Below are 24,423 nucleotides of genomic sequence, written 5' to 3'. Positions count from 1 at the left end.
CCCCCCCCCCCGCCAATCCTGAGTCAGCCCTGTGCCGGCAGCGCCAGTTGCTCACCCATGCGTACGGCAGACCCGGCGCCCAGGGCTTCGGCCCATTTCACCTGCTCTGGTCCGAACAGCACGATCGCGGTCGATCCCAACTTGAAACGCCCCAGTTCCGCGCCTTTTTCCAGATGGATCGGCGCGCGGCTGGCTTCGTCGTAGCGGAAGGTCTTCAGCTCGCGCTTGGGCGGCGTGACCAGCCCGGCCCAGACCGTCTCGATCGAGGCAACGATCATCGCCCCCACCAGCACTACGGCCATCGGCCCGCGTTCGGTGTCGAACAGGCAAACCACGCGCTCGTTGCGGGCGAACAGTTCCGGGACGTTTTCTGCCGTGGTCTGGTTGACCGAGAACAGGCGGCCCGGTACGTAGACCATTTCACGCAGGGTGCCGGCCAGCGGCATGTGCACGCGGTGGTAGTCCTTCGGCGACAGGTAGATGGTGGCGAACTCGCCGCCCATGAACGGCGCGGCCAGTGCCGGATCGCCACCGAGCAGCTCGAGGGCGCTGAAGCTGTGGCCCTTGGCCTGGAAGATGCGACCGTGCTCGATCGGACCGAGCTGGCTGACCGCGCCGTCGGCCGGGCACAGGATCGCGCCCGGGGTTTCATCCAGGGGGCGCGCGCCGGGCTTGAGGGCGCGGGTGAAGAACGCGTTGAAGTGCTCGTAGGCGGTCAGGTCTTCGACCAGCGCCTCGGACATGTTCACCTGGTAGCGTTTGGCGAACCAGGCGGTGAAGGCATTCTTGAACCAGCGTGCGCGGCACTCGGCGACGCAGCCGGCCAGGCGCGACAGCAGGTGATGCGGCAGCAGGTGCTGGCTGATGATGAACAGACGGGATTTCATGCAGGTTCCTTAAACTTCTACAGGCGTGTCCGGGTGATTGCCCCACTCGCTCCACGAGCCGGCGTAGGCCTTGACCCGTGGATAGCCGAGTGACTTGGCCACCAGGTAGGTGAATCCGGAGCGACGGTGGGTCTGGCAGTGGGTGATCACTTCCTTGTCAGGGGTGATGCCCAACTGCTGCAGTACTTCGGCGATGTCCTTGCGAATGCGCAGGTGGTCGTTGAGGTCCATACCGGCAGTCCACTCGAAGTTGACCGCGCCGGGGATATGGCCGCCCTTGGCTGCCAGGACTTTCTCGCCATTGAATTCCTGCGGGCCGCGGGCGTCCCAGACCACCAGGTCGTCTGCGCCCAGGCGGCTTTGCAGGTATTCGCGAGTGGCGGTGGGTTCGGCGCGCAAGCGCAGGCGTACAGGCGTGCTGGCGGCTGGTGGCACTTCAGTGACGAGCTTGTCCGCGGGCCAGGCCTGGATGCCGCCGTTGAGGTAGTGGTAGCGCGTGTGGCCGATCACGTCGAGCAGCCAGATGAAGCGCCCGGCCCAGCCGCCGCCTTCGTCGTCGTATACCACGTACACCGCGTCGTCCCGATGGCCAAGCTCGCTGAACAGCTTTTCCAGGTCGGCCTGGGTCGGCAGCAGGCCGGGGGCCGGGGGCTGGCCCAGTTGGGTGCGCTTGCCCTCGACGAACCGCGCGCCGGGAATATGGCCGCTGACATAGCGGTTGGCGCTGCTCAGGTCGACCAGGATCAGCTCAGGCGAATCCAGGCGTGGCAGCAGGTCGGCGGCTTCGATCACCAGGGGCAAGCCGGAAAAATCAGTCATCCACGGTCTCCGGGGAGCAAGGGAGGTGCGATTGTAGCGCAAGGCTCAGGCATTGCGGTTGGCGAAGCTGGCCAGCGCGCGCTCGATACACTGTGCGGTTTTCCCGAAGGCCTGCACGCTCACGTCGGCAAGCGGCTTGCCGCCCTGGTCGGCGATCGCCAGCATCAGCACCTGGTCGTTCACGGCCAGCGAGCGCAACAGCAGGTGTTCGCTGGGGAACAGCGCACGCAGCGGTGCGGGCAGCAGGGCGGAAAACTGGGCATGGTTGTCGGGTGTCAGGCGCAGTTGCGCGGCTTTGCTCAGCAGTTTTTGCAGCAGCTTGCTCTGGCCCAGTGCCAACGTCAGCCCTGAGGCTTCGCGCGGCAGGCCGGCGCTTTGCTGGACGCGCAGGCAGTCGTTGGGTTTGTCGAGCAACAACAACAGCACCCGCTGCATGCCGCAAGCCAGCAGCGCCTCGCGTGCCTGGGTGGCCAGGTGCACGGTGTTGGTGAAGGGGCTGGGCTGTGCAAGAAGGTCGCCGCACAGCGTGCGCCAGCGCGCCAGGTCTTGGGCGGGTGGCGGTGGCGGGGTGAGCATGTCCGGGTGCGGACGGCGCTGCTGCCAGGGCCAGATCAGCGCCTCGGCCGGGTGGAACAGCGCATGCCGGGCGTGGTGACGGGCGCTGGCCGCCGCTTGCTGGTGCACTTGCTGCTGCACATCGTCCAGCGTGGTTTGCAGGTACATGGCTGTGAGCAGTTGCCAGCGCAGCAGGTGCGGGTTGTCCCAGCCGACCTGGGCCGACAGCGCGAGGCCGTTGGCCAACAGCACGGTGTTGGCCGGTTGGTTGAACCAGCGGCGCAGCCCGGGCTCTTCGTCCAGTCGATGCTGCTTGCTCAGATCGTCGGGCTCGCGGGCGATGTTCAACACCTGGGCCAGTTGCTCGCGTTCTTCGAGCAGCAGGCGATAGCCCTGGGTGACCCATTCCGGCAGGCGCCAGTGTGTGGCGACGGCGCGGCACAACTCCATGATGCGCACACCAAACAGTGCATGTTCCACCTCTGAAGCTTCTTCGCCCTTGTGAATGACCCGCAGTTCCCAGGTGTCGAGCAGCTTGGGGTAGGCCAGGGCCAGCGCCCACAGTGGCGAGAGGAACAGCAGGCTGCCCCAGTGGATTTCCTGCCACAGGCGTGCCAGGCGGCTGGCGAACAGGCCGTTGGCCTGCTGGGTGGCGTGCTGGCTGATCAGCAGGAACTGGCGCAGTACTGGGGGGATGTCGTCGCCCGGTATCGATGGCAGGCGCCCCATCAGTTGCAGGGTGCGGCTCAGGCCCAGGCGATTCAGGGCGACTTCCAGGCTCTCGGCGGGCTCGGCCTGGCTGGCGTGGGTCGGGTGGTTGGCTTCGCGCATCACGCACAGCACCAGCGACGGGCTGTCCTGCATCAGTTCGGCGATGTCGCGCAGCGAGCGACGGTTGTCGTTGATGGCCGCCAGAACGCGGTCGTGACTCTCTTTGGGCACCGGCACGCGGATGCCGTCGAGCAGCCTTACCCAGGCATCTAGAGAGGAGGGGATCTGCGCTGGCACCTTGGTTTCGATTGGCATTTTGACATCAGTCCGAACTGGCTTTTCGCATTGAGTGGCTATAGTCTGGCGCAGTTCTGCCGATAAGGAGAAGAAGAGTTTCCAAGCTTCCGCCCCTGACCCTGACCACGACAGCAAGTGCTTTCAATCTATGGCTAAAATTATCGGCATCATCGTCGTATTCGCGAGTGTGCTCGGCGGATACGTGCTCTCCCACGGCAAGATCGCGGCGCTGATCCAGCCGTTCGAAGTGCTGATCATCGGCGGTGCGGCCTTTGGCGCGTTTCTCCAGGCCAACCCTGGCTACATGACCATGCACGTCATGAAGAAGTCGCTGAAGATGTTCGGCAGCCGCTTCACCCATACGTTCTACCTGGAAGTGCTGGGCCTGATCTACGAGATTCTCAACAAGAGTCGCCGCGAGGGCATGATGGCCATCGAGGGTGACATCGAGGATCCCGCGGCCAGCCCGATCTTCGCCAAGTACCCTGCGGTCATGGGCGATGCGCGGATGACCGCGTTCGTCTGCGACTACCTGCGCATCATGTCGACCGGCAACATGGCGCCCCATGAGCTCGAAGGCCTGTTCGACATGGAGCTGCTGAGCATGAAGGAAGACCTCGAGCACCCGTCCCATGCAGTGACCAGTGTCGCCGACGCCATGCCCGGCTTCGGTATCGTCGCTGCGGTACTGGGTATCGTGGTGACCATGGCCTCGCTGGGCGATGGCGACCAGAAGTCCATCGGCCTGCACGTCGGTGCAGCGCTGGTCGGCACCTTCTTCGGTATTCTCGCCGCCTACGGCTTCTTCGGCCCGCTGGCCAACTGCCTGCGCCACGATGCCAAGGAAGAACTGAACGTCTACGAGGCGATCAAGGCTTCGCTGGTGGCCTCGGCGTCCGGCATGCCGCCGTCGCTGGCTGTCGAGTTCGGGCGCAAGGTGCTGTACCCGGCGCACCGACCGAGCTTTGCCGAACTGGAACAAGCGGTTCGCGGTCGCTAAGTCATGGAGAACAATCAGCCCATCATCGTCAAGCGCGTCAAGCGCTACGGCGACGGCCACCATGGCGGTTCCTGGAAGATCGCCTTCGCCGACTTCGCCACGGCGATGATGGCGTTCTTCCTGGTGCTGTGGTTGCTGTCCACGGCCACTCCGGAGCAGAAGATCGCCATCGCCGGCTACTTCAAGGACCCGATCGGCTTCTCCGAAAGCGGTACGCCCTACGTCATCGACCTAGGTGGCTCGCCGCAGCTGGCACCGGAAAAGACCATCAACCCGGAAGAGAAGTCCGAGCCGACGCCTGACACCAGCGTGCAGATGGACAAAGACCGGATCGAGACCATGGCCGAGCAGGTCGAGCAGGAGCGTCTGCAACTGCTGCTGCAGGAGCTGCAGAACAAGGTCGAGGAAAATCCGCAACTGCAGAAGTTCAAGGACCAGATCCTGTTCGAGATCACCCAGGACGGCCTGCGCATCCAGATCATGGACGCCGAGAACCGACCGATGTTCGACCTCGGCAGTGCGCGCCTGAAGCCCTACTTCGAAGACATCCTGCTGGCGATGGCCGACACCATCAAGGCTGTGCCGAACAAGATCAGCGTCAGCGGCCATACCGATGCCAAGCCTTATGCCGGCACCGGTGATTTCGGCAACTGGGAGCTGTCGGCCAACCGTGCCAACGCCGCGCGACGTGCGCTGGTGGCGGGTGGTTATCCGGATGGGCAGGTCGCAAGGGTGGTGGGTTACGCCTCCTCGTCGCTGTTCGACCGCGAGAACCCGTTCAATCCGGTCAACCGCCGGATCGACATCATCGTGCTGACCAAGAAAGCCCAGCGGGATATCGAGGGCGAGCAGGGCGCACCTGAAGCACCGGCCAATCCGACCCCGCCTGCCGATGCGGCGCCAGGAGCACCTGGTGCCTCCGCCGCGCCGGCCGATGGCGCGGCGCCGATGCAGCCGCGTGAATTGCGTCAGAAGCTGAACATCTTCGAGGATGGCGTGCTGAAGATGGACGAGCCCAAGGAAAACTGAGCACGTAATCTGCAAGAGCGGCGCAATGCCGCTCCTGCATCTTCAGTAGGTGTCTTGCGTCAGGCTAGCCACGATCGAGCGGTAGCTGTGCATCCGCTGCGCCGAGATACGCCCTTCCTCCAGCCCTTTGAGCAGCGCACACCCCGGCTCGCGGTCGTGCTTGCAGTCGCGGAAGCGGCAGTTGCCGAGCAGTTCGCGGAATTCGATGAAGCCTGCTTCCACATCGTCCCGGCTGACATGCGCCAAACCAAACTCGCGGATACCGGGTGAGTCGATCAGGTCGCCCCCGTTGGGGAAGTGGTAGAGCCGTGCGGTGGTGGTGGTGTGGGTGCCCTGGCCCGACCACTCCGACAGGTCGCCAACCCGCGTCTGTGCCTGCGGCAGCAGGCTGTTGACCAGCGACGACTTGCCCACGCCCGATTGCCCGACGAACACGCTGATGTGCTCGTCCAGTGTCTGCTGCAGGCGTTGCATGCCATCGCCGTGGTGTGCAGACACCTCCAGCAGCGGGTAACCGAGGTCGCGGTACACTGCCAGCAACGCATTGAGCGTCGCTGCGTTGTCGTCGTTGATCAGGTCGGCCTTGTTCAGCAGCAGCAGCGGGCGGATGCCGGCGTGCTCGGCGGCGACCAGGTAGCGGTCGATGAGATTGGCCTGGGGCTCGGGTGCCGGGGCGAAGACGATCACGATCAGGTCGACGTTGGCCGCCACCGGCTTGAGTTGCCCGTGGTTGTTCGGCCGACACAGCTCGGTGCTGCGCGGCATCTGCGCGACGATCACGCCGTTGCCCTGGTTGCCGGCCCGCCAGACCACCTTGTCACCTGTGACCAACGCCGGCAGGTTGGCGCGCAAGTGGCAGCGGAACACCTGGCCTGCGACGTCGCCGTCCTGGGCCTCGACCTCGACCGTGACGCCGAAGTGGGCGATCACCAGGCCCAGTTGTTCAGGCCCCAGGTCGCCGCCTTCGAGCTCCTGCAGGGCGTGCTGCTCGCGTTTGGCGGCGCGGGCGGCGCGTTCACCCTGGATCTTTTCGATGCGCCAGTTCTGGCGGCGGTTGAGCTGGCGTTTGGCCATGGAGGTTCCGTGTTGGCGGGGCAAAAGAAAACGGCAGGCAGTTTAGCACGCTCCACTAGGCTAATATGTCGGCCTATTCGAGGAGCTCATTCATGCACAACCCACAGAACCTGATCTGGATCGATCTGGAGATGACCGGCCTGGATCCGGACAACGACGTCATCATCGAGATGGCCACCATTGTCACCGACAGTGAACTGAACACCCTGGCCGAGGGCCCGGTTATCGCCATTCACCACAGTGACGAAGTACTGGCGCGCATGGACGAGTGGAACACCCGCACCCATGGCGCCTCGGGCCTGACCCAGCGCGTGCGCGAAAGCCGTATCGACATGGCCGAAGCCGAAGCACAGACCATCGCCTTCCTCGAGCAGTGGGTACCCAAGGGCAAGTCACCGATCTGCGGCAACAGCATCTGCCAGGATCGCCGCTTCCTCTACCGCCACATGCGCGCGCTGGAAGGCTACTTCCACTACCGCAACCTCGATGTCTCCACCCTCAAGGAGCTCGCTGCACGCTGGGCACCCGACGTGCGCGACAGCTTCAAGAAAGGCAGCACGCACCTGGCACTGGATGACATCCGCGAGTCGATCGCCGAGCTGCGTCACTACCGCGAACATTTCATCAAGGTCTGATGAATCAAGGGGCGTACATGCGCCCCCTTTTGGTGCCCCGCGCGAGTGAGTAGACTGCGCGCCTTTTCTCGCACGGATCTGCGCCATGCTGTTGATGCTCTACCTCATCGCCATCACCGCCGAAGCCATGACAGGCGCCTTGTCCGCCGGTCGGCGCGGCATGGACTGGTTCGGCGTGGTGCTGATCGCCTGCATCACCGCCCTGGGTGGCGGCTCAGTGCGCGACGTTCTGCTTGGGCACTACCCGCTGACCTGGGTGAAGCACCCTGAATACCTGGTGCTGACCAGTTTCGCCGCATTGCTGACGATCTTCATCGCGCCGCTGATGCGCCACCTGCGCTCGCTGTTCCTGGTGCTCGACGCCCTTGGGTTGGTGGCCTTCACCTTGATCGGCTGCATGACGGCGCTGGAAATGGGGCAGGGGATGCTGGTGGCGTCGATCAGCGGCGTGATCACTGGCGTGTTCGGCGGGATCCTGCGCGACATCTTCTGCAACGATATTCCCTTGGTGTTCCGGCGCGAGCTGTATGCCAGCGTGTCGTTCGCAGCGGCCTGGTTCTATCTGGGCTGCGTGTACTTCAAGGTGCCAGCCGAGCAGGCGATGCTGTTGACCCTGTTTGGCGGCTTCCTGCTGCGGTTGCTGGCGATCCGCTTCCACTGGGAAATGCCCAAGTTCCACTACAACGACGAGCATTGAATCTTCGGGATCGACTGCGGCCTTTTCACGGGCAATCCCGCTCCCACAGGGACTGGCTGGCCTTTAGATTTGAGCAAGACAGTCTCCTGCAAGAGGTGCCGCCCGCGAAAAGGTCGCACTGTGCCTGTCAGCTCGCCGCCTCGTGCCGCGCCAACGCCCACTCCACATGCTCCCTGACCAATGCCGAAGGATGCTCGCGCCGCGCTTTCAGCGCCTCGAGCACGGCAATCGTCGAAGGTGCATTGCCCAGCCCAACCGCCAGGTTGCGCAGCCAGCGCTCGTAACCGGCACGACGCAGCGGCGAGCCTTCGGTGCGGCTGAGAAAGGTCTTTTCGTCCCACAGGAACAGTGCCGCCAACTCGACATTGTCCAGCCCGTGACGCGGCTTGAAGTCGTCCTCGCCAGTCGATTTGGCGAAGCGGTTCCAGGGGCAGACGATCTGGCAATCGTCGCAACCGAACACCCGGTTGCCGATCAATGGACGCAGCTCCACGGGGATCGCGTCCTTGAGCTCGATGGTCAGGTACGAGATGCAGCGCCGCGCATCGAGCTGGTAGGGGCCGACGAAGGCTGCGGTGGGGCAGATGTCCAGGCACGCCTGGCAGCGTCCGCAGTGCTCGCTGGTCTGGGCTTCGTCGGCGGGCACAGGCAGATCGACGAACAGTTCGGCCAGGAAGAAGTAGCTGCCCGCTTTACGGTTGAGCAACAGGGTGTTCTTGCCGATCCAGCCGAGCCCGGCCTGTTGGGCGATGGCTTTTTCCAGTACCGGGGCGCTGTCGACGAAGGCACGGTAGCCGAAGGGGCCGATGGCTTCGTGGATGCGGTCAGCCAGGTGCTGCACGCGCTTGCGCACCAGCTTGTGGTAGTCGCGGCCCAGTGCGTAGCGGGAGATGTAGGCTTTTTCCGGCTGAGCCAGGCGTTGGGCCATCAGCGTATCGCCGGGCAGGTAGTCCATGCGCAGCGAAACCACCCGCAAGGTGCCGGGAATCAGTTCGGCGGGGCGCGAACGTTTCGTGCCGTGCGCTGCCATATAGTCCATCTCGCCGTGATGGCCGGCCTCCAGCCAGCGCTGCAGGTGCTGTTCATGCTCGCCAAGCTCGACATCGGCGATGCCCACGTGGGCAAAACCGAGTTCGCGGCCCCAATCCTTGATCGATTGGGCCAGTGCTTGAAGGTCTAGAGAGGAGGCGGACATGGATGGACAAGGCATTGCAGGCTCAGGTGCGTATAATTCTGCCAGACATCGGAGCCTTTGACCCCATGCCTCAGACCAAACACCCCACCAACACCCCGCAAACGCTCAGCAGCGTGACCGTCGCGCACCTGCCTGCGCGGCCGGCGACTGCCCACAAGGGCGATTTTGGCCATGTGCTGGTGGTCGGCGGCGACCTGGGGACCGGCGGCGCCGTGCTGCTCAGTGCCGAAGCCGCCCTGCGCTGTGGCGCGGGGCTGGTCAGCCTGGCGACACGCCCCGAACATGTGTCCGCGAGCCTCAGCCGCCTGCCGGAAACCATGTGCCTGGGCGTCAGTTCGGCCAACCAGTTGATGGCGGTGCTGGAGCGCGCCTCGGTGCTGGTGGTGGGGCCTGGTCTTGGCCAGGCTGCCTGGGGCCGCAGCCTGCTTTCGGCTGTTGCCAATGCGCACCTGCCGCAGGTCTGGGACGCCGATGCGCTCAACCTGCTGGCGCGCACGCCCCTGGCCTTGCCGAGCGGCAGCATCCTGACCCCGCATCCTGGGGAGGCTGCGCGTTTGCTGGGCGTTTCCACCGAGGCCGTACAGGCCGATCGGCCTGGGGCTGCGCGTAAACTGGCGCGTCGCTACGACAGTGTCTGCGTGCTCAAGGGCGCCGGGACCCTGGTCGCCAACCCGGACGGCCAGTTGCGGCTGTGCGAGCGAGGGCACCCGGCCATGGCCGGTGCCGGCCTGGGCGATGTGCTGACCGGCGTGCTGGCCGCGTTGCTGGCCCAGGGCCTGGACGCCTGGCAGGCGGCGGGCCTGGGCGTGTGGTTGCACGCCTGCGCTGGCGAACGTCTGGGCGCGCAGGGCAGAGGTCTGGCGGCCAGCGATCTGGTTCCGGTCATTCGAGAATTGTTGGAGGAGCATTCAGCGTGTCAGGCATAACCCTGTTTCTGGCCGACGAGCCGGCCACCGTCGCGTTCGGCGCGACACTCGCCAAGGTCACCGGCGGCCATGGCGTGATCTTTCTGGAAGGCGACCTGGGCGCCGGCAAGACCACCTTGTCGCGTGGTCTGATTCGTGGATTGGGTCACACTGGCGCAGTGAAAAGTCCGACCTTCACTGTGGTGGAACCTTATGAAATAGGCGACATCCGCGCCTTCCATTTCGATCTTTACCGCCTGGTCGACCCGGAAGAGCTAGAGTTCATGGGGATTCGCGACTATTTCGAAGGCGATCCGCTGTGTCTTTTCGAATGGCCGCAGAAGGGCGAGGGCGTTTTGCCAAAGCCCGACCTGACCATTACCATAAGCCCCCAGGCGGGCGGCCGCTCGCTGAACCTGTCGCCGCAGGGGGCTCGCGGCGAAGCCTGGTGTGCCGCTCTGGCTGCCGAAAACAAATAGTAAGTGGGGAAAGGTATGCTGCGCATTCGCGCACTGGTCGCCGTCGTTGGACTGCTGCTGACAGCGGTGACCGTTGACGCTCTGGCCGTCACACAAGTCAAGAGCATGCGTCTGTGGCGCGCGCCGGACAACACGCGCCTGGTCTTCGACCTGTCCGGCCCGGTGCAGCACAGTGTCTTCACGCTCAGCGCGCCTGATCGCCTGGTCATCGACATCAATGGTGCGACGCTCGCCTCGCCATTGAATGTCTCCACCTCGAACACGCCTATCACCAGCGTGCGCTCGGCCCAGCGTACCGCCACCGACCTGCGCGTGGTGGTCGACCTGAAAAAGGCGGTCACGCCCAAAAGCTTCACGCTTGCGCCCAACGCCCAGTACGGCAATCGCCTGGTGGTCGACCTGTACGACCAGGAAGCCGATGCGGTTGCCGCCAGCAATCCCACGCCGCCGCCGGTCACCCAGGCACCGGCCACCACGCCTGCGGTGCCAGTGACACCGGCGCAACCGGCGATCAAGCTGCCGCCGGTGCCCAACGGCAAGCGTGACATCGTGGTCGCCATCGATGCTGGCCACGGCGGGGAAGACCCCGGCGCTTCCGGCTCGCGCGGCCAGCACGAGAAAGACATCGTGCTCGACATCGCCCGCGAGCTTCAGCGCCAGATCAACACCGAGAAAGGTTATCGTGCCGAGCTGACCCGTACCGGCGATTACTTCATTCCGCTGCGCAAGCGCACCGAGATTGCCCGCAAGAAGGGCGCTGACCTGTTCATCTCCATCCACGCTGACGCCGCGCCGTCGAAAGCGGCCTTTGGTGCGTCGGTGTTTGCCCTGTCCGACCGTGGCGCCACCTCCGAGACCGCGCGCTGGCTGGCCGACAGCGAGAACCGCTCCGACCTTATCGGCGGCGCCGGCAACGTCAGCCTCGATGACAAGGACCGCATGCTCGCCGGCGTGCTGCTCGACCTGTCGATGACGGCCACGCTCAGCTCCAGCCTCAACGTGGGCCAGAAAGTGCTGGGCAACATGGGCCGCATCACGCCGCTGCACAAGCAGCGCGTGGAACAGGCCGGGTTCATGGTGTTGAAGTCGCCGGACATCCCGTCGATCCTGGTCGAAACCGGGTTCATCTCCAACGCCAACGAAGCCAACAAGCTGGCAACCAAGAGCCACCAGCAGGCGCTGGCCCGCTCGATTCATACCGGTGTGCGCCAGTTCTTCCAGCAGAACCCGCCACCAGGCACCTACATCGCCTGGTTGCGCGATTCCGGCAAGATCGCCCAAGGCCCACGTGAACACAGCGTGCGCCCGGGCGAGACGCTGGCGATGATCGCCGTGCGTTACCAGGTCAGCGTGGCCAGCCTGCGCAGCACCAACAACCTCAAGAGCGATGAGCTCAAGGTGGGTCAGCACCTCGACATCCCGGCCACTACCCTGGCGTCCCAGCAATGAGTGGTGGTTCGCGAATCCAGCTGCTCAGCCCGCGGCTGGCCAACCAGATCGCCGCCGGCGAGGTGGTCGAACGCCCTGCGTCGGTGGCCAAGGAGCTGCTGGAGAACAGCCTGGACTCCGGTGCCCGGCGCATCGACGTGGATGTCGAACAGGGCGGCGTGAAGCTGCTGCGCGTGCGTGACGATGGCAGTGGCATCGCCCCGGACGACCTGCCTCTGGCGCTGGCGCGCCACGCGACCAGCAAGATCCGCGAGCTGGAAGACCTTGAGGGTGTCCTCAGCCTGGGCTTTCGCGGCGAGGCGCTGGCTTCGATCAGTTCGGTAGCACGCCTGACCCTGACCTCGCGTACCGCCAATGCCAGCGAAGCCTGGCAGGTCGAGACCGAGGGCCGTGACATGCTCCCGCGGGTGCAGCCGGCGGCGCACCCGGTCGGCACTTCCGTCGAAGTGCGCGACCTGTTCTTCAACACTCCGGCCCGGCGCAAGTTCCTCAAGGCCGAGAAAACCGAATTCGATCATCTGCAGGAAGTGATCAGGCGCCTGGCGCTGGCGCGTTTCGATGTCGGCTTCCACCTGCGTCACAACGGCAAGAGCATCCTCAGCCTGCACGAGGCGCCCGACGAACTGTCGCGTGCGCGGCGGGTCGGGGCGATCTGCGGGCCCGGCTTCCTCGAGCAGGCGCTGCCGATCGAGGTTGAGCGCAATGGCCTGCGCCTGTGGGGCTGGGTCGGTTTGCCGACCTTCTCGCGTAGCCAGGCGGACCTGCAGTACTTCTTCGTCAATGGCCGCGCGGTGCGCGACAAGCTGGTCGCCCACGCGGTGCGCCAGGCCTACCGCGACGTGCTGTTCAACGGGCGGCATCCGACCTTCGTGCTGTTCCTGGAACTCGACCCCACCGGTGTCGATGTCAACGTGCACCCGACCAAGCACGAAGTGCGCTTTCGTGAAGGGCGCATGGTCCACGACTTCCTGTACGGCACCTTGCACCGTGCACTGGCCGATGTGCGCCCTGAGGACCAGCTCGCGGCGCCGGCGGCGACCACGGAAATCGTGCGTCCCAGCGGCCTGCAGGCCGGCGAGTTCGGCCCCCAGGGCGAGATGCGCCTGGCCGCCTCGGTGCTCGAACAGCCCCAGGCGCAACCGCAGCCGTCGTTCTCCAGCGGTGGCGCCGGTGCAGGCTACCAGTACCAATACACGCCGCGCCCGTCGCAGCCGGTCCCGGCAGCCGAGGCGCAAGCGGTCTATCGCGAGTACTTCGCCCCGCTGGAGAACAGCGCCCAGCCAGCTGTGGCGCTGCCGCAAAGCCAGGGTGACATTCCGCCGCTGGGCTATGCCCTGGCTCAGCTCAAGGGCATCTACATCCTCGCCGAGAACGCCGTGGGCCTGGTGCTGGTAGACATGCACGCCGCCCACGAACGGATCATGTACGAGCGCCTGAAGCTGGCGATGGCCAGCGAAGGGTTGAGCGGCCAGCCGTTGCTGGTGCCCGAATCGCTGGCTGTGAGCCAGCGTGAGGCCGACTGCGCTGAGGAGCATGCCCAGACCTTCCAGCGCCTGGGCTTCGAGCTGCAGCGCCTGGGCCCGGAAACCCTGGCGATCCGCCAGATTCCCGCGCTGCTCAAGCAGGCCGAGGCCAACCGCCTGGTGCAGGATGTGCTCGCCGATCTCATGGAGTACGGCACCAGCGACCGCATACAGGCGCACATCAACGAGCTGCTCGGCACCATGGCCTGCCACGGTGCGGTACGTGCCAACCGACGCCTGGCGATCCCCGAGATGAACGCCTTGCTGCGTGACATGGAAAACACCGAGCGCAGCGGCCAGTGCAACCATGGCCGACCGACCTGGACCCAGATGGGCCTGGATGATCTGGACAAACTTTTCCTGCGCGGTCGATGACATGAGCGGCAAGCCCCCAGCGATTTTTCTCATGGGCCCGACGGCTGCCGGCAAGACCGACCTGGCCATCGCCCTCACCCAGAGCCTGCCGTGCGAGCTGATCAGCGTCGACTCGGCCATGGTCTACCGCGGTATGGACATCGGCACCGCCAAGCCCTCGCCAGAGGTGCTGGCTGCCCATCCGCACCGTCTGGTAGACATCCTCGATCCGGCCGAGAGTTATTCGGCGGCGCAGTTCTGCAGCGATGCGCTGCAGGCCATGACCGAGATCACTGCGCGCGGCAAGATCCCGCTGCTGGTCGGCGGCACCATGCTGTACTACAAGGCGCTGGTGGACGGCCTGGCCGACATGCCGCCCGCTGATGCCGAGGTTCGTGCCGAACTCGAGGCGCAGGCCCGCGAGCTGGGCCTGGGTGAACTGCACCGGCAGTTGGCCGAGATCGACTCGGTATCGGCGGCGCGCATTCATCCGAACGATCCGCAGCGGCTGATCCGTGCGCTGGAGGTGTACCGGGTGAGCGGCCAGAACATGACTGCCCACCGCGAGCGTCAATCAGCCGAAAGCCGCGGTTCAGACGCAGGCGCGGGCGGGCATTTGCCCTATACTGTCGCCAGTCTGGCGATTGCGCCTACAGATCGTCACATTTTGCATGAGCGAATTGCGCTACGATTTTCGCAGATGCTGGAACAGGGCTTCGTCGACGAGGTCCGAGAGCTGCGGGCCAGAAGTGACTTGCATGTCGGGCTGCCGTCTATACGGGCAGTGGGGTACAGGCAGGTATGGGACTATCTGGACAGCAAACTGACAGCCGAGCAGATGCGCGAACGCGGTATCATCGCCACCCGCCAGCTGGCCAAGCGGCAGTTCACCTGGTTGCGTAGCTGGTCCGACGTACATTGGCTGGACAGTCTGGCCTGCGACAATCTGTCCCGCACCTTGAAATACCTGGAATCGGTCTCCATATTGAGCTGAGTCCCTGCAATTGCCGTCTATTCTTGCGACTGACGGCCTTAATGAACGAATTTTTTCAGTTTTTTACTATTGATCCTTACAGGAGTGCGGCATATGTCAAAAGGGCATTCGCTACAAGACCCTTACTTGAACACCTTGAGAAAAGAAAAGGTCCCGGTTTCGATCTACCTGGTCAACGGCATCAAGCTGCAAGGCCAGATCGAGTCCTTCGACCAGTTCGTCGTGCTGCTGAAGAACACCGTCAGCCAGATGGTCTACAAGCACGCGATTTCCACTGTCGTACCTGCCCGTCCGGTTCGTCTGCCAAGCCCTTCCGATTCCGACCACGGCGACAGCGAGCCAGGCAACGCCTGATAGGAGCCTGCATTGTTCTTTGAGCGCCACGGTGGTGGTGAACGGGCGTTGCTCGTTCACTTGGAAGGTCAGAACCCTGAGGCGCGCGAAGACCCGCAGGAGTTTCAGGAGCTGGCACTGTCGGCCGGAGCGGACATCGTCCACCTGGCTACGGTTGCCCGGCACCAGCCCACAGCCAAGTTTCTGATCGGCAGCGGCAAGGTCGAGGAACTGCGCGACCTGGTCAAGGCCGAAGAAGCCGACCTGGTGATTTTCAATCACACCCTCACGCCCAGTCAGGAGCGCAACCTCGAACGCGTCTTCGAGTGCCGCGTGCTTGACCGTACCGGCCTGATTCTCGATATCTTCGCCCAACGAGCACGTACTCACGAAGGCAAGCTGCAGGTCGAATTGGCCCAGCTCGAGCACATGAGCACGCGGCTGGTGCGTGGCTGGACCCACCTTGAGCGGCAGAAGGGTGGTATCGGCCTGCGCGGCCCGGGTGAAACCCAGCTTGAAACCGACCGCCGCCTGCTGCGGGTGCGCCTGCGTCAGATCAAGGCGCGTCTGGAGAAGGTGCGCAGCCAGCGCGAGCAGGCCCGACGCGGGCGCAAGCGCGCGGACATCCCTTCGGTGTCGCTGGTGGGCTATACCAACGCCGGCAAGTCCACGCTGTTCAACGCCCTGACGCAATCGGAGGTCTACGCGGCCGACCAGTTGTTCGCCACACTCGACCCTACATTGCGCAGGCTCGAACTGGATGACCTGGGGCCGATCGTGCTGGCCGACACCGTGGGTTTCATTCGCCACCTGCCGCACAAGCTGGTCGAGGCTTTTCGGGCTACGCTCGAAGAGTCGAGCAACTCCGACCTGCTGCTGCATGTGATCGATGCGCACGAACCCGAGCGCATGGAGCAGATCGAGCAGGTGCTCGCCGTGCTGGGCGAGATCGGTGCCGAAGGCTTGCCGATCCTCGAGGTCTATAACAAACTCGACCTGCTCGAAGATGTCGAGCCGCAGATCCAGCGCGATGCCGACGGCAAGCCGGAGCGGGTATGGGTTTCGGCCCGCGACGGGCGCGGTCTTGAGCTTGTGGGGCAGGCGATAGCCGAATTGCTGGGGGATGATCTGTTTGTCGGAACCCTGCGCCTGGAACAGCGACTTGCACGCTTGCGCGCGCAATTCTTCGAACTGGGGGCAGTGCAAGGCGAAGAACATGATGAACAGGGCAGCAGCTTGCTGAGCGTGCGTCTGCCCCGGGTAGAGCTCAATCGCCTGGTCAGCCGCGCAGGCCTGGAGCCTGAGGTGTTCATCGAGCAACACACTTTGCAATAAATGCCCGTCGAGGTCGCCGGGCAGCCGTGACAGGCATTCTGTAGCATTGGACGGCGCGCCGTGGGCGCGTCTTTGCTTTATCAGATGGAGAGCGCTATGGCTTGGAACGAGCCGGGTGGCAACTCGAACAATCAGGATCCCTGGGGCGGCCGCCGTGGTGGCGGTGGTGGTGGCGACAAGAAGGGACCACCGGATCTCGACGAGGCCTTCCGCAAGCTGCAGGACAGCCTGAACGGCATGTTCGGCGGCAGCAAGAAACGCGGTGGCGGTGGTGACCGCAACATCGGCAAGGGTGGTGGCTACGGCTTGCTAGGCATTGGCCTGGCAGTACTGGCGGCCATCTGGCTGTACAGCGCCGTCTACGTGGTCGACGAGCAGGAGCAGGCCGTGGTGCTGCGCTTCGGCAAGTACTACGAGACCGTGGGGCCGGGCCTGAACATCTACTTCCCGCCGATCGACCGCAAGTACATGGAAAACGTCACGCGTGAGCGTGCGTACACCAAGCAGGGCCAGATGCTCACCGAAGACGAGAACATCGTCGAGGTGCCGCTGACCGTGCAGTACAAGATCAGCAACCTGCAGGACTTCGTGCTCAACGTCGACCAGCCGGAAGTCAGCCTGCAGCATGCCACCGACAGCGCCCTGCGCCACGTCGTGGGCTCCACCTCGATGGACCAGGTGCTGACCGAAGGCCGTGAGCAGATGGCCGTGGATATCCGCGAACGCCTGCAGCGCTTCCTCGACACCTACCGCACCGGTATCACCGTCACCCAGGTCAACGTACAGAGCGCGGCAGCCCCGCGTGAAGTGCAGGAAGCCTTCGACGACGTGATCCGCGCCCGTGAGGACGAGCAGCGTGCGCGCAACCAGGCCGAGTCCTACGCCAATGGCGTGGTGCCTGAGGCCCGTGGTCAGGCGCAGCGCATCATCGAGGATGCCAACGGCTACCGCGATGAAGTGATCGCCCGCGCCAAGGGTGAGGCGGATCGCTTCACCAAGCTGGTCGCCGAGTACCGCAAGGCGCCTGACGTCACCCGTCAGCGTCTGTACCTGGAGACCATGCAGGAGGTGTACAGCAACACCAGCAAGGTCATGGTGGCCACCAAGGACGGGCAGAACAACCTGCTCTACCTGCCACTGGACAAGATGGTCGAAGGCAGCCGCAACACTGCAGCGCCGTCCAGCAGCGTGTCGCCGTCGGTCAACGACGCTGCCACCCGCGCTGTACAGGACCTGCAACAGCAACAACAGCCGCTGCGCACTAGGGAGAGCCGCTGATGAGCAATAAATCGCTGTTCGCCCTGATTGCCGCCGTGGTGCTGGCGATCGTCGCCTGGAACTGCTTCTACATCGTGTCGCAGACCGAGCGGGCGGTATTGCTGCAGTTCGGCCGTGTGGTCCAGGCGGATGTCCAGCCGGGCCTGCATGTGAAGGTTCCGTACGTCAACCAGGTGCGCAAGTTCGACGCCCGTCTGATGACCCTCGACGCCCCGACCCAGCGTTTCCTCACGCTGGAGAAGAAAGCTGTGATGGTCGATGCCTACGCCAAATGGCGCGTGAAGGACGCCGAGCGTTTCTACACCGCGACCTCGGGCATGAAGCAGATCGCCGACGAGCGCCTGTCGCGTCGTCTGGAAAGCGGCCTGCGTGACCAGTTCGGTAAGCGCACCCTGCATGAGGTGGTTTCCGGTGAACGTGACGCGCTGATGGCCGACATCACCGCTTCGCTGAACCGCATGGCCAACAAGGAGCTGGGGATCGAGGTCATCGACGTTCGCGTCAAGGCCATCGACCTGCCGAAGGAAGTCAACCGCAGCGTGTTCGACCGTATGAGCACCGAGCGTGAGCGTGAAGCGCGCGAGCACCGTGCCAAGGGTAACGAGCTGGCTGAAGGTATTCGTGCAGATGCCGACCGTCAGCGCCGTGTGCTGCTGGCTGAAGCCTACCGTGAAGCTGAAGAAACCCGTGGTGATGGCGATGCCCAATCGGCTGCCATCTACGCCAAGGCCTACGGCCAGGACGCTGACTTCTACGTGTTCTACCGCAGCCTGCAGGCTTATCGCGAGAGCTTCGCCAGCAAGAGCGACGTGCTGGTCCTGGATCCGAAGAACGAGTTCTTCCGCTTCCTGGACAAGAGCAAGCCGTAACAGGAAAGACCCCCACCGGGCAGCTAAAACGCCCGGTGGGGTGCATCCCGAATCAAAAGGGGTGTATGATGAGTCAGCCGGGAAATTCCCGGCTTTTTTGCGTCTGCAAGGTTGATTGGCCCCAGGCTTTTTGACGACTTGGACAGGACGCGCGGTTTTTCGAGGGTGTTGGCACGGCGGCGGCGCTGGGATCGGTGCTGCCTGCTGTTGTGCGCCAATGCCTGCTTCACAGACGGCTAACCTGTTGGGCAGCCGCCCGGACCAGAGGGGAAATGGCGTAATGGCAACGGTAGACCGCTGGCTTCTGCCAGATGGCATCGAGGAAGTACTGCCACCTGAAGCGGCGCGCATCGAGATTGCGCGTCGCCAGGTGTTGGACCTGTTCCAGAGTTGGGGTTATGAACTGGTCGTCACCCCGCATATCGAGTACCTGGAGTCGCTGCTCACCGGCGCCGGCCAGGACCTGGATCAGCGTACCTTCAAGGTGGTCGACCCGCAGTCCGGTCGCCTGATGGGTTTCCGTGCCGACTTCACGCCGCAGGTGGCACGCATCGACGCCCACACCCTGCGCCGCGAAGGCCCGAGCCGCCTGTGCTATGCCGGCAGTGTGCTGCACGCCGAGCCGCGTGCGCTGTCGACCTCGCGCAGCCCGATCCAGTTGGGCGCCGAGCTGTATGGCGACGCCAGTCCGACCAGCGACGTCGAAGTGATCAGCCTGATGCTGACCACCTTGCAACTGACTGACGTTGCCGATGTGCACATGGACCTGGGGCACGTCGGTATCTACCGTGGCCTGGCCCGTGCCGCCGGCCTGTCGGGCGCGGTCGAGCAGCAGTTGTTCGATGCGCTGCAGCGCAAGGCTGTCGATGAAGTTCACGAGCTGACCGCCGACCTGCCGAAAGACCTGGGCAACATGCTGCGTGCCCTGGTCGAACTGTGCGGTGGTCGCGAAGTGCTGGCCGACGCCCGTGTGCGTCTGGGCCGAGCCCCGGCCAGCGTGCTGGCGGCCCTGGACGACCTGCTGGCGATCGCCGATCGGCTGGCAGCGCGTTATCCGGACCTGCCGCTGTACTTCGACCTGGGCGAGCTGCGCGGCTACAACTATCACACCGGCGTGGTGTTCGCGGTGTTCGTACCCGGGGTCGGCCAGTCGATCGCCCAGGGCGGGCGCTACGATGACATCGGCGCCGACTTTGGCCGGGCACGTCCGGCCACCGGTTTCTCAACGGATTTGAAGACCCTGGTCACACTGGGGCGAGCGGAGGTCGTATTGCCTTCTGGCGGCATCTGGATGCCGGACAGTGGCGACGCGGCCCTCTGGCAGCAGGTCTGCCAGTTGCGCAACGAGGGCCAGCGCGTGGTCCAGGCACTGCCTGGCCAGCCGCTGAGTGCTGCTCTCGAGGCGGATTGTGATCGGCAATTGATTCAGCAAGACGGGCGCTGGCAGGTTCTGCCGCTGACCCATTGAGATTCTTCGCCGGCAATGGGCCGGCAACCAAGTTGCGTGAATGAGGACAAGTGTTATGGGTAAGAATGTCGTCGTCCTGGGCACCCAATGGGGTGATGAGGGCAAAGGCAAGATCGTCGATCTGCTGACCGAACATGCTGCCGCCGTCGTGCGTTACCAGGGCGGCCACAACGCGGGCCACACCCTGGTGATCAACGGTGAGAAGACCGTTCTGCACCTGATCCCGTCGGGTATCCTGCGTGAAGGCGTACAGTGCCTGATCGGCAACGGCGTCGTCGTCGCGCCGGACGCCCTGATGCGCGAAATCACCAAGCTGGAAGAGAAGGGCGTACCGGTTCGCGAGCGTCTGCGCATCAGCCCGGCTGCTCCGCTGATCCTGTCGTACCACGTGGCGCTGGACCAGGCCCGTGAAAAGGCCCGTGGCGAAGCCAAGATCGGCACCACCGGCCGTGGTATCGGCCCAGCCTACGAAGACAAGGTCGCCCGTCGCGGCCTGCGCGTGGGTGACCTGTTCCACCGCGAGCGTTTCGCCGCCAAGCTCGGTGAGCTGCTGGACTACCACAACTTCCAGCTGGTCAATTACTACAAAGAGCCGGCCATCGACTTCCAGCAGACCCTCGACGAGTGCATGGCCTATGCCGAGCAGCTCAAGCCGATGATGCTCGACGTCACCGCCGAACTGCACAACCTGCGCCGTGCCGGCAAGGACATCATGTTCGAAGGCGCCCAGGGCTCGCTGCTGGACATCGACCACGGCACCTACCCGTACGTCACCAGCTCGAACACCACTGCCGGCGGCATCTCCACCGGTTCCGGCGTTGGCCCGATGTACCTGGACTACATCCTCGGTATCACCAAGGCCTACACCACCCGCGTGGGTTCCGGTCCGTTCCCGACCGAACTGTTCGACGAAACCGGTGCTACCCTGGCCAAGCGTGGCCATGAGTTCGGCTCCACCACCGGTCGTGCCCGTCGTTGCGGCTGGTTCGATGCCGTGATCCTGCGTCGTGCCATCGACGTCAACAGCATCTCGGGCATCTGCCTGACCAAGCTGGACGTGCTGGACGGTCTGGAAACCATCAACATCTGCGTCGGCTACAAGAACGAGAACGGTGCGGTGATCGACGCGCCTTCCGATGCCGACAGCTATATCGGCCTGGAGCCGGTGTACGAAGAGATGCCAGGCTGGAGCGAATCGACCCTGGGCGTGAAAACCCTGGAAGAGCTGCCGCAGGCCGCGCGCAACTACATCAAGCGCATCGAGGAGCTGGTCGGCGCTCCGATCGACATCATCTCCACCGGCCCGGACCGCAACGAGACCATCGTGCTGCGTCATCCGTTCGCCTGATCTGCCTTCTGGCTGATCCAGCGCCGCAGCCCTGCAAGGGGTTGCGGCGTTTTTGTTCCTCGCTGCAGTGGTCTTTCGCGGGTAAGCCCGCTACTACGGTTCATCGGGCTGCTAGACCTTGGCGTATTTCCCTCCTGCTTCAGGCATGACCCTTGCTGTAAGAAGATTCTGTAGATGCCATCAAAGTAATGGCGCCAGAAACACGGGGGTTCAAACGTGTCTGCCATCCTCTCTCTGTTACGAAGCCGCCTCCTGCGGCCTGTTTTTGTTGCACTTGGTATCGCTCTTCTGGTGCAAGTCGTGGTCGCCGTTGTGCTGACCCGCAGCACCGTCACTGCACTGGAGGCCGATTTGGGCGAACGCCTGGGCGCTGACAGTCGCAAGCTGGCAGGTGAGCTGGAGCAGGCGGGGCAAGATGTGCGCTCCGGTCTCGACAGCCTCTCGGCCAGTACCCGGCAACGCCTGAGCGCGGGGCTTTCCACGCGATTACAGAGCGAACAGCAACAGCTACGCACCACGCTGGAGCAAAGCCTCAAGGAGTCGGCCAACGACATGGCCGAGTTGCTGGCCTCGGTGGCACCGAGGGCGATCTGGGACAATGACGTCCCCACGCTATCTGACTTCGCTCGTCGCGCGCAGCGCAATCCCAACGTGCTGTTCGTGATCTACGACAACGCCGAGGGCGAGCACCTTACCCGTTACCTCAACCGCCAGAACCCGATCAATCAGGCACTGATGGAAAAGGGCCAGGGCGAGCGGGCGCTGGACAAGGTGCTCGACGCTGCGCGCCGGGATCCATCGGTGTACTTCGTCGAGGCTTCGATCAGCCCCAATGGCGCCCAGATCGGCAAGGTACTCATGGGGGTCTCCACCGCCGCCGTCGATCAAGAGCTCAAGGCGCTCGACCAGCGCTTTGCCGCCCTGATCGCCAGTAGCGAACAACTGGTCGGCGAGAGCCTCGGCGCTGCCGCAGCGGATAGCGGCAAGACCCTGCAGGCTCGTCTTGAGACGGCGCAGAACAGCGCCACTGCCATGCAGGCCAATACCGCGCAGACGGTTCGCGACGCGGCCGGCGAGCTGCGTTGGCGCATCGGGGTCGGCCTGGTGCTGGTCGGGCTTGGCGTGCTGTTGGTGGTTGCCGTGGTGCTGGGGCGGCGGGTGGTCAGCAAGCTGCGCCTGTTGATCGCTGCCCTCGACGACCTGGCGGCCGGGGAGGGCGACCTGACCAAGCGTGTGGCGCTCGACAGCCGTGACGAGATCGGCGACATGGCGTCGGCAGTCAACCGCTTCGTCGACAAGCTTCAGCCGATCGTCCGCGAAGCCGGTGAAGTGGCCCAGCGTACCGGGGTGGAGATCGGCACCATGGCCGAGCGTAATGCGGGGGCCGATGCAGCGGCAGCGTTGCAGCGCGACGAGGTGGCGGCGAGTCTGCGCGACCTGTCGAGCATGGCCGACGAGGCCCAGGCCGAGAGCCACGCCATGCAGGCGGCGCTGCAGCAGGTCGTGGATATCCGCCAGGCTACCGACGAGAACAGCCGTGCCTCGACCCAACTGGCCAAGCTGATCGAGAAGCTGGCGGGAGAAGTGGAAAGCGGCTCGCAGGTCATCGAGCGCCTTGCCAAGCAGAGCGAGCAGATCGAAGTAGTGCTGACCGTGATTCATGGCATCGCCGAGCAGACCAACCTGCTGGCACTCAATGCGGCGATCGAGGCAGCGCGGGCCGGCGAGACAGGGCGTGGTTTTGCAGTGGTGGCCGATGAAGTGCGGGCCCTGGCGAGCAAGACGCAGAGCTCCACCGGCGATATCCAGGCGCATATCGTTGCCTTGCAGCAGGGGGCGAAAGAGGCTGTGGCCACCATCGGCCAAGCCGGGCGTCAGGCCAGCGAAGGGCTGCTGGTGCTGCGCGATAACGAACGTCGCCAGCAGTCGGTGCAGGCGGCGGTGGAGCAGGTGCATGCCGCAATCGGCCTGGCGACTCGCGCCGCCGAACAGCAAGCCAGCGGCGCCCAGGCGGTGCGGGGGCGGGTCGAGAATATCCACGCGCAGGCAGAGCGCTCGGCCGAAGTGGTGATGCAGACCACTGCCAGCAGCAAGGTGCTGGATGATCTGGCGGCGCAGTTAAGGGCGAGCCTGGGGCAGTTCAGGGCTTGAGCAGGTGTCGATCCAGACAGGCACGAGATATCGTTGAGTTGCGCAGCGGCGGCAGCATTCTCGTAACGCTGTGCTTGTAGCGTCAGCGGTACGGTGCCGAACCGACGGGCTGGCCGCGCGATAAATATCGCGCGACAGCATTCGTCAACGTTGTGGCAAATTGATATCGCTCAAGGCCCGGTTGTTGTAGCTTCGCTAGGCTCGCACCTTTCTGGGTGCGGCTGGGGCGGCTTCACACTCATGGAGAGAATAATTAATGCAATGGATGGGCGACATGCTGTCGGCGGTTTATGACGCGCGCGATACGCAAACGTTGTTGGAAGAGGTCAAGGCAGCCGCACGCCATCTGGGCTTCGATTACTGTGCCTATGGCCTGCGCACGCCGCTGCCAGTCACCAAGCCACGGATCTTCATGCTCAGCAACTACAGCCGGCCATGGTGTGATCATTACCATGCCAATGGGTACCTGCTTCTTGATCCGACGGTCCGCCACTGTCAGCGCTCGATGCAGCCAGTGGTCTGGGGCGACGAAATATTTGCCGACGCTCCGCAATTGTGGGATGAGGCGCGGCAGGCCGGTCTTCGCCACGGGTGGGCACAATCGTGTCTGGAGGGGAGCAAGGGCGGGGGGATGCTGACCCTGGCGCGCTCCGGTGAAGGCATCGGCGAAGGTGAGTTGCGTGCCCATGAGACGCGGATGCGCTGGCTGGCGAATGTCGCCCACCAAGGCTTCTCGCGGCTGCTGTCGGATTCCTGGCAACCGCAGCCGCAGTCCCCGCTTTCCGAACGGGAGCGCGAAGTGCTGCGTTGGGCTGCCGATGGCAAGACGCTCAACGAGGTTGCCGACATCCTCACCTTGTCGATTGAAACGGTGAAATTCCACACCCGCAATGCCGGCGCCAAACTGGGCGCTGCGAATCGTACGGCAGCGGTAGCGCGGGCGGCGCTTCTGGGGTTGCTGGCCTAGCGCGAACGCCCTGCGCTTATGTGCAGAAGTACCCTGCCAAATAGTGCAGTTTTGCTATCACCCTACTTCGA

22 protein-coding genes are annotated in these 24,423 nt (G+C 64.2%); 17 read left to right on the top strand and 5 right to left on the bottom strand.

The window, feature by feature from the left end; translation table 11 throughout:
- Nucleotides 1-23 precede the first annotated feature (23 nt).
- From asd to HU729_RS09555, 3 genes are read right to left on the bottom strand one after another with little or no spacing between them, the layout of a single operon-like run.
- Nucleotides 24-887, bottom strand: a complete 864-nt coding sequence (asd, locus tag HU729_RS09565) for an archaetidylserine decarboxylase (protein WP_186709720.1) — start codon at nt 885-887, stop codon at nt 24-26.
- Between the two features lie 9 nt (nt 888-896).
- Nucleotides 897-1,706 carry a rhodanese-like domain-containing protein gene (locus HU729_RS09560; protein WP_186709718.1) on the bottom strand — a complete coding sequence of 270 codons (810 nt, stop codon included), beginning with the start codon at nt 1,704-1,706 and terminating at the stop codon, nt 897-899.
- A 45-nt stretch (nt 1,707-1,751) separates the two neighbouring features.
- Complete coding sequence (locus HU729_RS09555; protein ID WP_186709716.1) at nt 1,752-3,287, bottom strand: HDOD domain-containing protein; 1,536 nt, start codon at nt 3,285-3,287, stop codon at nt 1,752-1,754.
- A 130-nt stretch (nt 3,288-3,417) separates the two neighbouring features.
- Between HU729_RS09555 and motA the strand changes: the two genes are divergently transcribed.
- Together motA and motB are read left to right on the top strand one after the other, a co-directional pair.
- A complete protein-coding gene (motA, locus tag HU729_RS09550) occupies nt 3,418-4,269 on the top strand; it encodes a flagellar motor stator protein MotA (RefSeq protein WP_151926055.1) in 852 nt (283 codons plus the stop codon).
- A gap of 3 nt (nt 4,270-4,272) precedes the next feature.
- Complete coding sequence (motB, locus tag HU729_RS09545; RefSeq protein WP_186665912.1) at nt 4,273-5,298, top strand: flagellar motor protein MotB; 1,026 nt, start codon at nt 4,273-4,275, stop codon at nt 5,296-5,298.
- A 42-nt stretch (nt 5,299-5,340) separates the two neighbouring features.
- Here motB and rsgA read toward each other — a convergent pair whose 3' ends face one another.
- Nucleotides 5,341-6,372, bottom strand: a complete 1,032-nt coding sequence (gene rsgA / locus HU729_RS09540; RefSeq protein ID WP_186665913.1) for a small ribosomal subunit biogenesis GTPase RsgA — start codon at nt 6,370-6,372, stop codon at nt 5,341-5,343.
- 92 nt (nt 6,373-6,464) lie between these two features.
- Here rsgA and orn point away from each other — a divergent pair, with 92 nt between their 5' ends.
- A complete protein-coding gene (gene orn / locus HU729_RS09535; RefSeq protein WP_054893178.1) occupies nt 6,465-7,007 on the top strand; it encodes an oligoribonuclease in 543 nt (180 codons plus the stop codon).
- An 85-nt stretch (nt 7,008-7,092) separates the two neighbouring features.
- Nucleotides 7,093-7,704 carry a trimeric intracellular cation channel family protein gene (locus HU729_RS09530; RefSeq protein WP_054893179.1) on the top strand — a complete coding sequence of 204 codons (612 nt, stop codon included), beginning with the start codon at nt 7,093-7,095 and terminating at the stop codon, nt 7,702-7,704.
- Nucleotides 7,705-7,831: 127 nt separating this feature from the next.
- Here the strand turns inward: HU729_RS09530 and queG are convergent, their stop codons facing one another.
- Complete coding sequence (gene queG / locus HU729_RS09525) at nt 7,832-8,899, bottom strand: tRNA epoxyqueuosine(34) reductase QueG (protein WP_186665915.1); 1,068 nt, start codon at nt 8,897-8,899, stop codon at nt 7,832-7,834.
- Between the two features lie 65 nt (nt 8,900-8,964).
- On the opposite strand from queG, the gene HU729_RS09520 reads away from it, so the two are divergent.
- The 13 genes from HU729_RS09520 to HU729_RS09460 all read left to right on the top strand — a co-directional run bounded on the left by HU729_RS09520 (nt 8,965) and on the right by HU729_RS09460 (nt 24,352).
- Nucleotides 8,965-9,825, top strand: a complete 861-nt coding sequence (locus tag HU729_RS09520) for an NAD(P)H-hydrate dehydratase (protein ID WP_186709715.1) — start codon at nt 8,965-8,967, stop codon at nt 9,823-9,825.
- A complete protein-coding gene (tsaE, locus tag HU729_RS09515; RefSeq protein WP_186665919.1) occupies nt 9,813-10,283 on the top strand; it encodes a tRNA (adenosine(37)-N6)-threonylcarbamoyltransferase complex ATPase subunit type 1 TsaE in 471 nt (156 codons plus the stop codon). The genes HU729_RS09520 and tsaE overlap by 13 nt, the downstream gene beginning before the upstream one ends.
- A 3-nt stretch (nt 10,284-10,286) precedes the next feature.
- The gene (locus HU729_RS09510; RefSeq protein ID WP_288374136.1) at nt 10,287-11,732 is read left to right on the top strand and encodes an N-acetylmuramoyl-L-alanine amidase; all 1,446 of its coding nucleotides are present in this window, start codon (nt 10,287-10,289) and stop codon (nt 11,730-11,732) included.
- Nucleotides 11,729-13,630 carry a DNA mismatch repair endonuclease MutL gene (gene mutL, locus HU729_RS09505; RefSeq protein WP_186709706.1) on the top strand — a complete coding sequence of 634 codons (1,902 nt, stop codon included), beginning with the start codon at nt 11,729-11,731 and terminating at the stop codon, nt 13,628-13,630. The genes HU729_RS09510 and mutL overlap by 4 nt, the downstream gene beginning before the upstream one ends.
- 1 nt (nt 13,631) lies before the next feature.
- Nucleotides 13,632-14,603, top strand: a complete 972-nt coding sequence (gene miaA, locus HU729_RS09500) for a tRNA (adenosine(37)-N6)-dimethylallyltransferase MiaA (RefSeq protein WP_186709704.1) — start codon at nt 13,632-13,634, stop codon at nt 14,601-14,603.
- Nucleotides 14,604-14,696: 93 nt separating this feature from the next.
- Nucleotides 14,697-14,957, top strand: a complete 261-nt coding sequence (hfq, locus tag HU729_RS09495; protein ID WP_023533024.1) for an RNA chaperone Hfq — start codon at nt 14,697-14,699, stop codon at nt 14,955-14,957.
- Nucleotides 14,958-14,969: 12 nt separating this feature from the next.
- Nucleotides 14,970-16,271: a ribosome rescue GTPase HflX gene (gene hflX, locus HU729_RS09490; RefSeq protein ID WP_151926062.1), complete on the top strand. Its 1,302-nt coding sequence runs from the start codon at nt 14,970-14,972 to the stop codon at nt 16,269-16,271.
- Nucleotides 16,272-16,367: 96 nt separating this feature from the next.
- Complete coding sequence (gene hflK, locus HU729_RS09485; protein ID WP_063546405.1) at nt 16,368-17,549, top strand: FtsH protease activity modulator HflK; 1,182 nt, start codon at nt 16,368-16,370, stop codon at nt 17,547-17,549.
- Entirely contained in the window at nt 17,549-18,418 is an 870-nt protein-coding gene (gene hflC / locus HU729_RS09480; RefSeq protein ID WP_054893186.1) for a protease modulator HflC, read from the top strand. The genes hflK and hflC overlap by 1 nt, the downstream gene beginning before the upstream one ends.
- A 280-nt stretch (nt 18,419-18,698) precedes the next feature.
- On the top strand, nt 18,699-19,886 hold the full coding sequence (locus HU729_RS09475; RefSeq protein WP_063546403.1) for an ATP phosphoribosyltransferase regulatory subunit: 1,188 nt from the start codon (nt 18,699-18,701) through the stop codon (nt 19,884-19,886).
- Nucleotides 19,887-19,941: 55 nt separating this feature from the next.
- Nucleotides 19,942-21,234, top strand: coding sequence for an adenylosuccinate synthase (locus HU729_RS09470; protein WP_028688256.1), 1,293 nt, complete (start codon nt 19,942-19,944; stop codon nt 21,232-21,234).
- Nucleotides 21,235-21,450: 216 nt separating this feature from the next.
- Nucleotides 21,451-23,385, top strand: a complete 1,935-nt coding sequence (locus HU729_RS09465; RefSeq protein WP_186665925.1) for a methyl-accepting chemotaxis protein — start codon at nt 21,451-21,453, stop codon at nt 23,383-23,385.
- A 256-nt stretch (nt 23,386-23,641) separates the two neighbouring features.
- On the top strand, nt 23,642-24,352 hold the full coding sequence (locus HU729_RS09460; RefSeq protein ID WP_186665926.1) for an autoinducer binding domain-containing protein: 711 nt from the start codon (nt 23,642-23,644) through the stop codon (nt 24,350-24,352).
- Nucleotides 24,353-24,423 lie beyond the last annotated feature (71 nt).

It is taken from the genome of Pseudomonas sp. RW10S2 (genome assembly GCF_014268985.1).
Taxonomy (GTDB): Bacteria; Pseudomonadota; Gammaproteobacteria; order Pseudomonadales; family Pseudomonadaceae; genus Aquipseudomonas; species Aquipseudomonas wayambapalatensis.
Note: the sequence above shows the minus strand (reverse complement) of the source record. Positions and strands in the feature narration are given on the sequence as shown.

Bases quoted from the DNA above. Each gene is read 5' to 3' on its own strand.
- asd (WP_186709720.1), bottom strand. From the start codon at position 887: ATGAAATCCCGTCTGTTCATCATCAGCCAGCACCTGCTGCCGCATCAC.
- HU729_RS09560 (WP_186709718.1), bottom strand. From the start codon at position 1,706: ATGACTGATTTTTCCGGCTTGCCCCTGGTGATCGAAGCCGCCGACCTG.
- HU729_RS09555 (WP_186709716.1), bottom strand. From the start codon at position 3,287: ATGCCAATCGAAACCAAGGTGCCAGCGCAGATCCCCTCCTCTCTAGAT.
- motA (WP_151926055.1), top strand. From the start codon at position 3,418: ATGGCTAAAATTATCGGCATCATCGTCGTATTCGCGAGTGTGCTCGGC.
- motB (WP_186665912.1), top strand. From the start codon at position 4,273: ATGGAGAACAATCAGCCCATCATCGTCAAGCGCGTCAAGCGCTACGGC.
- rsgA (WP_186665913.1), bottom strand. From the start codon at position 6,372: ATGGCCAAACGCCAGCTCAACCGCCGCCAGAACTGGCGCATCGAAAAG.
- orn (WP_054893178.1), top strand. From the start codon at position 6,465: ATGCACAACCCACAGAACCTGATCTGGATCGATCTGGAGATGACCGGC.
- HU729_RS09530 (WP_054893179.1), top strand. From the start codon at position 7,093: ATGCTGTTGATGCTCTACCTCATCGCCATCACCGCCGAAGCCATGACA.
- queG (WP_186665915.1), bottom strand. From the start codon at position 8,899: ATGTCCGCCTCCTCTCTAGACCTTCAAGCACTGGCCCAATCGATCAAG.
- HU729_RS09520 (WP_186709715.1), top strand. From the start codon at position 8,965: ATGCCTCAGACCAAACACCCCACCAACACCCCGCAAACGCTCAGCAGC.
- mutL (WP_186709706.1), top strand. From the start codon at position 11,729: ATGAGTGGTGGTTCGCGAATCCAGCTGCTCAGCCCGCGGCTGGCCAAC.
- miaA (WP_186709704.1), top strand. From the start codon at position 13,632: ATGAGCGGCAAGCCCCCAGCGATTTTTCTCATGGGCCCGACGGCTGCC.
- hfq (WP_023533024.1), top strand. From the start codon at position 14,697: ATGTCAAAAGGGCATTCGCTACAAGACCCTTACTTGAACACCTTGAGA.
- hflK (WP_063546405.1), top strand. From the start codon at position 16,368: ATGGCTTGGAACGAGCCGGGTGGCAACTCGAACAATCAGGATCCCTGG.
- hflC (WP_054893186.1), top strand. From the start codon at position 17,549: ATGAGCAATAAATCGCTGTTCGCCCTGATTGCCGCCGTGGTGCTGGCG.
- HU729_RS09475 (WP_063546403.1), top strand. From the start codon at position 18,699: ATGGCAACGGTAGACCGCTGGCTTCTGCCAGATGGCATCGAGGAAGTA.
- HU729_RS09470 (WP_028688256.1), top strand. From the start codon at position 19,942: ATGGGTAAGAATGTCGTCGTCCTGGGCACCCAATGGGGTGATGAGGGC.
- HU729_RS09460 (WP_186665926.1), top strand. From the start codon at position 23,642: ATGCAATGGATGGGCGACATGCTGTCGGCGGTTTATGACGCGCGCGAT.